Origin of the sequence: Enterobacter cloacae subsp. cloacae ATCC 13047 (assembly GCF_000025565.1) — a bacterium.
Classification (GTDB): Bacteria; Pseudomonadota; Gammaproteobacteria; order Enterobacterales; family Enterobacteriaceae; genus Enterobacter; species Enterobacter cloacae.
Genome location: NC_014107.1, coordinates 189,625 through 199,562 on the forward strand (window position 1 = coordinate 189,625; position 9,938 = coordinate 199,562).

Sequence of the window (9,938 nt, forward strand, 5' to 3'; positions counted from 1 at the left end):
TTCAAAGGCCTTACATTTCAAAAACTCTGCTTACCAGGCGCATTTCGCCCAGGGGATCACCATAATAAAATGCTGAGGCCTGGCCTTTGCGTAGTGCACGCATCACCTCAATACCTTTGATGGTGGCGTAAGCCGTCTTCATGGATTTAAATCCCAGCGTGGCGCCGATTATCCGTTTCAGTTTGCCATGATCGCATTCAATCACGTTGTTCCGGTACTTAATCTGTCGGTGTTCAACGTCAGACGGGCACCGGCCTTCGCGTTTGAGCAGAGCAAGCGCGCGACCATAGGCGGGCGCTTTATCCGTGTTGATGAATCGCGGGATCTGCCACTTCTTCACGTTGTTGAGGATTTTACCCAGAAACCGGTATGCAGCTTTGCTGTTACGACGGGAGGAGAGATAAAAATCGACAGTGCGGCCCCGGCTGTCGACGGCCCGGTACAGATACGCCCAGCGGCCATTGACCTTCACGTAGGTTTCATCCATGTGCCACGGGCAAAGATCGGAAGGGTTACGCCAGTACCAGCGCAGCCGTTTTTCCATTTCAGGCGCATAACGCTGAACCCAGCGGTAAATCGTGGAGTGATCGACATTCACTCCGCGTTCAGCCAGCATCTCCTGCAGCTCACGGTAACTGATGCCGTATTTGCAGTACCAGCGTACGGCCCACAGAATGATGTCACGCTGAAAATGCCGGCCTTTGAATGGGTTCATGTGCAGCTCCATCAGCAAAAGGGGATGATAAGTTTATCACCACCGACTATTTGCAACAGTGCCCTTGTACGGTATGGGACCGAGTTTATGCCAGAGGGTAAAGTGATGATCAGGCACTTGAAACAACAGCAGCATCTGGAAAATCATCAGTTTATCTAATCAACTCATACCCTCATTCGATACGGATTTCACAATGTCCAACACTACCGAACGCCACCTCAAGACCGGAAACGATCCTCGCACAATGCCTGATTATTCAGCGCTACGTGATGAGCTTGCCAAACTCTCCCATCCTGCCCGTCCGGATGTGAATTGGGGGAATGTTGAAAAACTGGCATTAAACCTTTTCGATACCAATGGTGTCGAGCTTCAGACAGCTGCGTGGTATACCCTGGCAAGGGCACAACAGGCGGGTATACAGGGTTTCAATGAAGGTATGGCGATTCTGGATGCCCTGATACGCTACCAATGGTCAGCAATGTGGCCCGCTTCTGCACATGCCAGAATAGAAATACTTAGCAGCCTGAGTAAACGTCTTCAGCAGCTGTACCGGACTTTTTCCCTTCAGAAGGAGGATTTACCAGGCCTGAACCAGGGCATAAGGCTTTTGAGCTCAACAGGTGAAGCCTTGCAACGGCTCGAACTCCACAATGCAAGCGGATTTGAGCCGCTTCGTCAGATGCTGCAAAACACAACTATCAGGCTGGAGAATAGCGATGTCCCCTCAAGCCAGACAGAGAGCAATCTAACAGATGTAGCACTACCTGTTAGGGCTGAAAGGCAGATGATGTAGCCCCCTGAAACACCAGACAGTAGCTGTATCTCCAGATAAGAGATAGGCTTGAATATATGTCTAACACTAACACCAATTTTGAGATGACCGGGATCCTGTTAGGGCAAGAAGTCCGTAAACGTAAAACTCCTCAGGAGAAGATCGCCATTATCCAGCAGACGATGGAGCCGGGTATGAATGTCTCCCATGTCGCCCGCCTGCATGGTATCCAGCCCAGCCTGCTGTTTAAGTGGAAGAAGCAATATCAGGAAGGCAGCCTCACCGCCGTTGCGGCTGGAGAGGAAGTCGTTCCTGCTTCTGAGCTTACTGCTGCTCTGAAGCAGGTCCGGGAGCTTCAGCGCCTTCTGGGCAAGAAGACGATGGAAGTTGAGATCCTGAAAGAAGCCGTGGAGTACGGTCAGTCGCGAAAATGGATAGCGCACGCGCCCTTGTTGCCAAAGGACGGGGAATAGCCATGGTCAGCCGGACCATGGGCGTGTCGCGTGCGCAACTGTCACTGCGGATTAACCGTTCTGCCGACTGGCAGGACAGGCGCTGTAACCGGCGTAATGAAGAAGCAGACGCAGAAATACTGTCGGCTATCCTCAACATTATCAGCGATATGCCGAGTTATGGTTATCGACGCGTGTGGGGCATCCTGCGCAAGCAACGTCGCACAGAGGGACAGCCACCTGTGAATGCCAAACGGCTTTACAGGATAATGAGCGAGCATAACCTGTTGTTGTTGCATCACAAACCAGAGCGACCGAAGCGTGAACATAAGGGCAAGATAGCGGTGGCAGAAAGCGATATGCGCTGGTGTTCAGATGGCTTCGAGTTCGGCTGCGACAACGGCGAAAAACTGCGGGTAACGTTCGCGCTGGACTGCTGCGACCGTGAGGCCATAGACTGGGCAGCAAGCACGGGAGGCTATGACAGTTCGACCGTGCAGGATGTGATGCTGAGGTCGGTGGAAAAGCGCTTCGGCGACAGGCTGCCCGACACAGCGGTGCAGTGGCTGACGGACAACGGTTCAGCATATACCGCGCATGAAACGCGGAGGTTCGCCAAAGAGCTGAATCTGGAGCCATGTACAACAGCGGTGAGCAGCCCGCAGAGCAATGGCATGGCCGAACGGTTCGTGAAGACGATGAAGGAAGACTATATCGCGTTCATGCCGAAACCGGATGTGAGAACAGCCCTGCGAAACCTTGCAGCGGCGTTCACGCATTACAATGAAAATCACCCGCATAGTGCGCTGGGATATCACTCTCCGAGAGAATACCGGCGGCAGCGGGCATCGTTAACTTAAGATACAAAAGCTGTCCGGAAATGGCGGGTCAAGATCAGGGCTGAAAGGCAGAATAGGCAGCGCTGGGTATATGTGGTGAATTCTGAACCAGCAGTTGAAGTTGAAGTAATCAGAAAATCATCCACCAGGATCACTCCATTAGTGGCTTACTTCGGCGGTATTTTAACAGCTGCCGTACTGGGCATACTCGCCTTTATTTTTACTCCAATAGTATTCAGCCACCCCGGAGAAGATGCGTTGAACAACTCTCTCGCAGCTTTACCGTCCAGCATGCCTCTTCCGGCTGTAGATAAGCTACGCCAGGACGCCCCGACGTGGCTTGAATCCAGTGATACCTATGCAAAAAAATTAACTTCCCGTCTGAACGAACTGAGCATTCTTCCACCGTATTGGCCATTGCAATACGGTAATCAGTTGGTAGAACAAACGCGCCATCTTTACCCTAACACCAAATTTGCAGAGGAGGTGTCGGCTGACTGGCGGTCAAAGCTGCAAGCCAATAGTTTGCCCAATGCCACCATTTCAGGTTGGTATAGGGGAGTATCTGAGCTTCAGACGCTTCAGGACAGACTTAATCAACTCGACGAGAAGAAGGGCAAATACCTGACCGTTAGTGAGCTTAAAACTGCTGTGTTCTCTATATCAAAGTCCTTAAACGAAAGCGTGCCAGTTGAAGAATTAATCCGGCAACTGCAAAATTCCCCGCAGGATCAACCGCTGTCCCGAGACCTGCTCAACCGGGCAGATCTACAGCTCAGGCAACTGAATAACTCCTACATCATGGCCACGTCAAACAACCAAAAATAGATTTTGGGTTAGACATACCAGGTAATGATGAAGACGCGCCGGTTTGGCTTCATACACCTCATCCCTACCTACTTCGAAACTCGAAACTTGACCTCATTTCGCCGGTTCGCCAACAACCAATTTCATGATAATCTCCGGCCTTAAAATTTTCCTTAACAGTCGTGGAGAAAGTATTGACTGAGCTAACTACTAAGCGCCCTGATACTGAACTAGCTCTGAATCGCCACGGGTTTAACAGACACCTCAGAGTCATTTAAGATGGCTTAAAGAGAGGTGCCCATGAGCGGTAAGCGTTATCCCGAAGAGTTTAAAACTGAAGCAGTCAAACAGGTTGTTGATCGCGGTTATTCTGTTTCCAGCGTTGCAACACGTCTCGATATCACCACCCACAGCCTTTATGCCTGGATAAAGAAGTACGGTCCGGATTCTTCCACTAATAAAGAACAGTCAGATGCTCAGGCCGAGATCCGCCGTCTCCAGAAAGAGCTGAAACGGGTTACCGACGAACGGGACATATTAAAAAAAGCCGCGGCGTACTTCGCAAAGCTGTCCGACTGAGGTACGCCTTTATCCGTGACAACTCCTGTTGCTGGCCTGTTCGCCTGCTCTGTCGGGTGCTGGATGTTCATCCCAGTGGTTTTTACGCCTGGCTTCAGCAGCCGCATTCACAACGCCATCAGGCAGACCTGAGACTGACAGGACAGATTAAACAGTTCTGGCTGGAATCGGGATGCGTCTATGGTTATCGCAAAATCCATCTGGATCTGCGTGACAGCGGGCAACAGTGCGGAGTAAACAGAGTCTGGAGACTGATGAAACGTGTCGGAATAAAGGCTCAGGTCGGATACCGAAGCCCGCGGGCACGTAAAGGCGAGGCCAGTATCGTGTCACCCAACAGGCTCCAGCGACAGTTCAATCCGGATGCTCCTGATGAGCGTTGGGTAACGGACATAACCTACATCAGGACCCACGAAGGCTGGCTGTATCTTGCCGTTGTTGTTGATCTGTTCTCACGCAAAATTATCGGCTGGTCCATGCAATCCCGGATGACAAAGGACATTGTCCTGAACGCACTGCTGATGGCTGTATGGCGGCGTAATCCCGAAAAACAGGTGCTGGTTCATTCGGATCAGGGCAGTCAGTACACAAGCCATGAGTGGCAGTCGTTCCTGAAATCACACGGCCTGGAGGGTAGCATGAGCCGTCGCGGTAACTGCCATGATAATGCGGTTGCAGAAAGTTTTTTCCAGTTGTTGAAACGTGAACGGATAAAGAAAAAGATCTACGGAACGCGGGAAGAAGCCCGCAGTGATATTTTTGATTACATCGAAATGTTTTATAACAGTAAGCGTCGGCATGGTTCTAGCGAACAGATGTCACCGACAGAATATGAAAACCAGTATTATCAACGGCTCGGAAGTGTCTAGATTATCCGTGGCGATTCACTCATCTCGCCTGGTGCATCATCGTAGCGGTAAAGCTTGCACGGAAAGAGGGAAGATCTCTCACGTCTCTTCAAACACACATGTTCATAATGCAGTGGCTTTCAACCGCTCAGAAACGCAAGGTTTTTCCTAAATCTCTGGCGCCTGACATAATCTGGTTACAGGAACAAGGGAAACTGAAAGGGCCATCAGCACGGCTTTACAGCAAGGTGGAGTATATCTGGCTGGCAAGCTCTGGTGAGTTAGCCAATCAGAGCACGCTGTTTAGATTCACCTGCATGATTGACACGCTACGTTCAATGGGCTGGCAGGATCACCTATTATCCGATACCGAGTGGCAGGATGGTTGGAAATGCGGTACAGATGTATCGGCTGTGTATACACAGAAATCTCAACTCCATAGCTCATTTACAGAATCAGGAAATCTTATATTGCCACTTGAGGTGCGTGTAACTGGCGTTCCAGACGGGATATTTCCATTATTGGAGCAGTGCGGGCTCAAAACTGAGAAATTGCCTGTGAGTATGGGTTATACTGTCCTGATTTTACAGCCAGAGATTGATTTAAGTTCCGTGAAGCAAGATATCGTTGAATATTAATGGCCTGAGGATTCAGACCAATAATAATTTATCTTTAGCCCACAACTCGCTTAAACGGTCTCTGACTATCAAAGTGAAGTTAATCTTTGCCGTGTATTTTATAAAATCAATCTCAACACAGGAGGCGTTACCTATGACAGAAGATATGCAGCCACGATCTATTGAGACAAAATTCAGAAAACTTTTAGGGACAGTAAACCCACATTTAATTCTGATTGATGTAGCAGTAAAGGAACTCCTTTGCAAAGATGAATCTGGCCGCATTAACATTAATCGAATTGAAGACGTAACTAAAAAGCATAAAAATGCAAAACTAAAAGTTGCACATTTAGAGATTTACAAAACATCTCTCTACGTAACACAAAGTCATATTGCATTTATATATAGCTGCCTAGAATCATTTTTGAAAGACTACATTTCCTTGTCAAAAAAAATATATAGTGATGAACGGTCATTCAATATTGATAATGTAGACATACTACGTAGAGCAATTCACCATGCTCATGTGAACAAAATAAATGGTAAGATTACGCATCCTAAATTAAACCATAATGAGTTGTCAATTTACATTGATGAACTTGATTTAAAATTATTGGATTACTTTAGACTTGTTCGTAATATTAACGCACATAGCCGAGAAAACACTAATCTTTGGGAAGAAATGTTTTCAGAATCTGACTTAATTAAAATGAGTAAAAAATACAAGCATGAAGTTAATAAAGAAGCTGAATTAACAATACGTGATGTAATTCTGTATTCTCAGGTATGCCAACAGGTCGCCCACCATATCTGCCAAAAAATGTTAGACATTGAAAAAATCGCAAAATCACTTTGCATAAAATATAAACACCTTACTGGTCCTCGTAAAGACAATGCAATCACAAAGACATTAATCAACAATTACTTGCAAGATAAAGATGAGGTTGATAGACTCCGGAATGCATTTAATGGCTGGTTAGCTTAGTTGGTAGAGCTCCCTGGGTCCCTTCATAAGCAATTTTGAAGGGCCTTCCAATAGGTTTAGGTACTGAATCTATTGGAAGGGGATGTGAGGTTCGAGTCCTCGCCAGCCACCAATCTTTTCATGATCAAAACCTCTTCTTCGAATTAATACAAAACCTTTACATCTTCACCCGGTGACAAGCTGCTAATAGATCTGTAATGTTCAATGTGTGGCTCGCACGCCTCCGGTGACTTAGGCATAAGTTGCTGATGGGTCGAAAAGACGTTCGGAGACTGCCCTGTGGGCAAACTTATCATTGGCAGGGCTGATGGTGAGGGTTAAAGAGCGTTTCAGGAAACTCGGAACGTGGGAACAATACCGGTTATGTAAACCACGAACTGTCCAAGGCTGCGGCAGTATAAATACGCCAGATATTACGTGTCTGGGGCCCCAGATCATATCAGAGCATAAGCGATGAATATCGATCTGAAAATTGAGATAAAAGTGGATGTAGCGGCGGTCATTGTGTCCATTACTGGTCTTTTGACTCTTGTTACGAAGTACCTCGGCTATCTCTAAACAAATCCTGGGCGGTCATATGACTGCCCAGGCACTCAAACCCCACCTGACAATCGGACTTGTCCAGAGCGTTAATTATCAGGAACAGCTTGCCAATGTGGTTATGTAAAAACCAGGTATTTATCGTACCTCATTTTTCGGTTATAATAATTAATTGAAATTAACAATAGAATAATCCCGTAGGAAAGAATGAATAATAAAATACCTAACAATGTAATTGGCGCGGTGTCTTCAGTACTGGGTGAGCATTATTTTAGCCATTCAACTTTAAATTCACTGTTTATGGAATCGGGCGCACCTGGTGAGGTGCCTCCAGGAAACTGTGAAACAAAATGCAGCAATTGGCTTAAAGCTTGCAATGAAGATGACTCAGTAGATGCAATTTCAGTACTGGGGATAATTATCCAAAAATATATGGATTTACCTCCAAATTCATTCTCTAGGGCAGGAGCTGGGTCTACAGTCGAAAGTGGACAAAAAAGAATAATTGATGCTTTATCCAAGAACCAATTAGTCTACAGACTCAATGGATTTATAACTAAGTCTGGGTCTACTCCGATTTCTAAGACGTTAGAGGATTATCTAAAGTCTGGTGACTATTCATCCATTGAAAATGAGTTTCTTCGTGCAGTGGAGAATATTCAAACCGATCCACATGCATCAGTCACTGCCGCATGCGCTATAATTGAATCTGCATTAAAATGCTACATAGAAAAATTCAATTTACCTATGCCACAAAAATTGAATGTAGCACCACTTTGGGCTGTCGTACAGCCAGACTTGGACCTTAATTCCGATCCCACTTTAGCGGGTGACCAGCACAAAATTTTAAAAGGAATTTCATCACTAATCGACGGTATTGGCGCATTCCGGTCACATATAGGGAGTGCTCATGGGCGTGGTCAAAACCCTCCGCAGATAGTAGTTGCCGAAGCTAGACTCGCAGTTAATGCATCTCATACTTTAGTTGTATTTATAATGGATGTTATCCATGCGAGTAAATTTTAATCATACTGGCACTTAGATTAACAATGGCCGGATTCATTGCTCTTAAATTTTAGTGTACCCAGTTCTTTGTAGCACTGATGGTCGATTCTACCGCTTTGAACTTGCCTCAAACAAACCAGGGTCTGCGACCGGGATTTATGTTCTGGACGTGTGCCTGAGCCTTATGGCTGGGCTATTTTATTAGGTTTTAGGTGCCTTCCTGCAATCACTCAAAACGCATTCATTAGTGCGTATTTCATGTAAAAATGAGCAACTTACCCTTATAAATCAATAACTTCGCATAACAAAGATTATGTTAAATTCAATGGTAAAGTCATTATAAATCAATATCTTAAATATCGAACAAGCCCCTTTCTTCCTCAAACCTCACTGTGGTAACTTTAAAAACAATGTCCGTTCCTGAGTTTGTGATGCCTTAAAGCCATGGTGAAGATAAAAGTTTTTGGCTTCTTCAGTCAGTGCATGAACCATAATCGCACGGACTCCAATATTCTCAGCTACACGGTAACAGCGCAGAACTGCATCATGCAGTAAATCGGCCCCGAGCCCTTGGCCACGGTATGAAACATCAACTGCCAGGCGAGCAAGTATGATTACGGGAATTGGATCTGGCATATTGCGCCTGAGGCTTCCCATTGCTTCCACGTGGTTAACGCTGCCGGTGGCCAGAGAGTAAAAACCGACAACCTGTTTAGTGTCTCTTTTACAAACGACGAACGTTCGTGCTGCACCAAGAGCTTGGTTTTTTAATCCCCTCTGTTTAAGCCAGTCATCAAGTACTGCCTCACCACTGACGAACTCTGCTAGTTGATGGGAGCTGGATAATGGTTCTGGTGCTGTTACACGTCCCACTGAGGTTTCCTTGCCAGAAGTTTATCAATAGCCGCCTCATCCGAAACCGGTGCATCGAGCATATCGATAAACTCTGCATACTGCTCATCGTTAAAATTAAATACGCGACGATCGAGGATCACATTCTCCGCAGCCTGACATGCCATTTCCAGGATGAAGTCCGTGCGTGATTTATGGAGAATCTCTGCTGCAGCATCAATAAGTGCTCTTTGAGATTCTTTAGCTCTAAGGTTGAGCTGAACATCTGATTTCATGAGTGCGCTCCTTGTATAGCGATTGCTTTACAAGCATACCATATGGATTCTGTATAGCAAAAGCTATACGGTTTTTTAAGTGCAGTGAACATACGAAAGAGTCAACTTGCAACTATTAGGTAAAGCTCTTCCTCTAAATTATTTTCCTTGCTCTGGCCTACCAAATCAAACCCAACGCCCTGAATTTACTGCGTGCGATGCTTGCTAGCAGTCTCATCCGGACAATTAGCATGAAAACTATGGATTGTTATCTGGTCTAACATCTGGAAAAGTTACTGATGAGAAGGTAGTATTCGGATCGTCAGCGATCGTCTTGTGGTGGGACAGATTGTTGATTCAGATTACTTTTGTGTCCTAACTCAAACTGACGGTTTGACTGCTTTGTGGTGAGGCAGGCGGGTGGCAAAAGATGGTTTTACGGAAGAAATGCGGACTTCCGGAAACAGACAGGGACAGGACGTGTCCAGTAAAACGTTCAGGAGCAGGTAACGGGATTTCCCGGAGCCTGAATGCACAACCCCCCCGACATCTGTCATCATCTTGGCGGAAGACACAGATATCAGGGGGTCCAAAAGCAGGCGCGTGGCCTGTGAAGGATTATAACGCATGCACCACATAACACAACACCCGGCCGCCATAAGAACAGGCCGCC

The 9,938-nt window shown here is 46.5% G+C and carries 9 protein-coding genes, 1 tRNA gene and 2 pseudogenes; 9 read left to right on the top strand and 3 right to left on the bottom strand.

All coding sequences use genetic code 11. From position 1 onward, the window contains the following. Positions 1-10: 10 nt before the first annotated feature. Entirely contained in the window at positions 11-715 is a 705-nt protein-coding gene (locus ECL_RS26885; protein ID WP_001067855.1) for an IS6-like element IS26 family transposase, read from the bottom strand. A gap of 63 nt (positions 716-778) precedes the next feature. Between ECL_RS26885 and ECL_RS27825 the strand changes: the two are divergent. From ECL_RS27825 to ECL_RS26925, 9 genes and pseudogenes are all read left to right on the top strand, one after another. Further along, positions 779-874 (top strand): annotated as a pseudogene (locus ECL_RS27825) (type VI secretion system baseplate subunit TssE); the annotation flags it as partial. Between the two features lie 34 nt (positions 875-908). Beyond that, positions 909-1,490: pseudogene (locus ECL_RS26890) on the top strand (type VI secretion system ImpA family N-terminal domain-containing protein); the annotation flags it as partial. Positions 1,491-1,591: 101 nt separating this feature from the next. Then, a protein-coding gene (locus tag ECL_RS26895; RefSeq protein WP_087776199.1) for an IS3 family transposase occupies positions 1,592-2,799 on the top strand; the annotation gives its coding sequence in 2 pieces (ribosomal slippage) (positions 1,592-1,913 and positions 1,913-2,799; 1,209 coding nt in all). Positions 2,800-2,874: 75 nt separating this feature from the next. Then, positions 2,875-3,606, top strand: a complete 732-nt coding sequence (locus tag ECL_RS26900) for a VasL domain-containing protein (RefSeq protein ID WP_237707075.1) — start codon at positions 2,875-2,877, stop codon at positions 3,604-3,606. A gap of 279 nt (positions 3,607-3,885) precedes the next feature. Beyond that, positions 3,886-5,033, top strand: a protein-coding gene (locus tag ECL_RS26905; protein WP_139153290.1) for an IS3 family transposase whose coding sequence is annotated in 2 segments (ribosomal slippage) — positions 3,886-4,123 and positions 4,123-5,033 — 1,149 coding nt in all. Because the reading frame shifts where the segments join, the coding sequence is not laid out codon by codon here. Between the two features lie 107 nt (positions 5,034-5,140). Continuing rightward, positions 5,141-5,650 (top strand): DUF2913 family protein, encoded by a 510-nt coding sequence (locus ECL_RS26910; protein WP_013087265.1) that lies wholly within the window; start codon positions 5,141-5,143, stop codon positions 5,648-5,650. Positions 5,651-5,783: 133 nt separating this feature from the next. After that, complete coding sequence (locus tag ECL_RS26915) at positions 5,784-6,614, top strand: hypothetical protein (protein ID WP_100135202.1); 831 nt, start codon at positions 5,784-5,786, stop codon at positions 6,612-6,614. Further along, a tRNA-OTHER gene (locus tag ECL_RS26920) sits at positions 6,600-6,726 on the top strand. The genes ECL_RS26915 and ECL_RS26920 overlap by 15 nt, the downstream gene beginning before the upstream one ends. A 635-nt stretch (positions 6,727-7,361) precedes the next feature. Further along, positions 7,362-8,180: an abortive infection family protein gene (locus ECL_RS26925; RefSeq protein ID WP_013087268.1), complete on the top strand. Its 819-nt coding sequence runs from the start codon at positions 7,362-7,364 to the stop codon at positions 8,178-8,180. Positions 8,181-8,546: 366 nt separating this feature from the next. Here the strand turns inward: ECL_RS26925 and ECL_RS26930 are convergent, their stop codons facing one another. Together ECL_RS26930 and ECL_RS26935 are read right to left on the bottom strand one after the other, a co-directional pair. Further along, the gene (locus ECL_RS26930) at positions 8,547-9,032 is read right to left on the bottom strand and encodes a GNAT family N-acetyltransferase (RefSeq protein ID WP_013087269.1); all 486 of its coding nucleotides are present in this window, start codon (positions 9,030-9,032) and stop codon (positions 8,547-8,549) included. Further along, positions 9,020-9,286, bottom strand: coding sequence for a type II toxin-antitoxin system TacA family antitoxin (locus ECL_RS26935; RefSeq protein ID WP_007869691.1), 267 nt, complete (start codon positions 9,284-9,286; stop codon positions 9,020-9,022). The genes ECL_RS26930 and ECL_RS26935 overlap by 13 nt, the downstream gene beginning before the upstream one ends. Positions 9,287-9,938 lie beyond the last annotated feature (652 nt).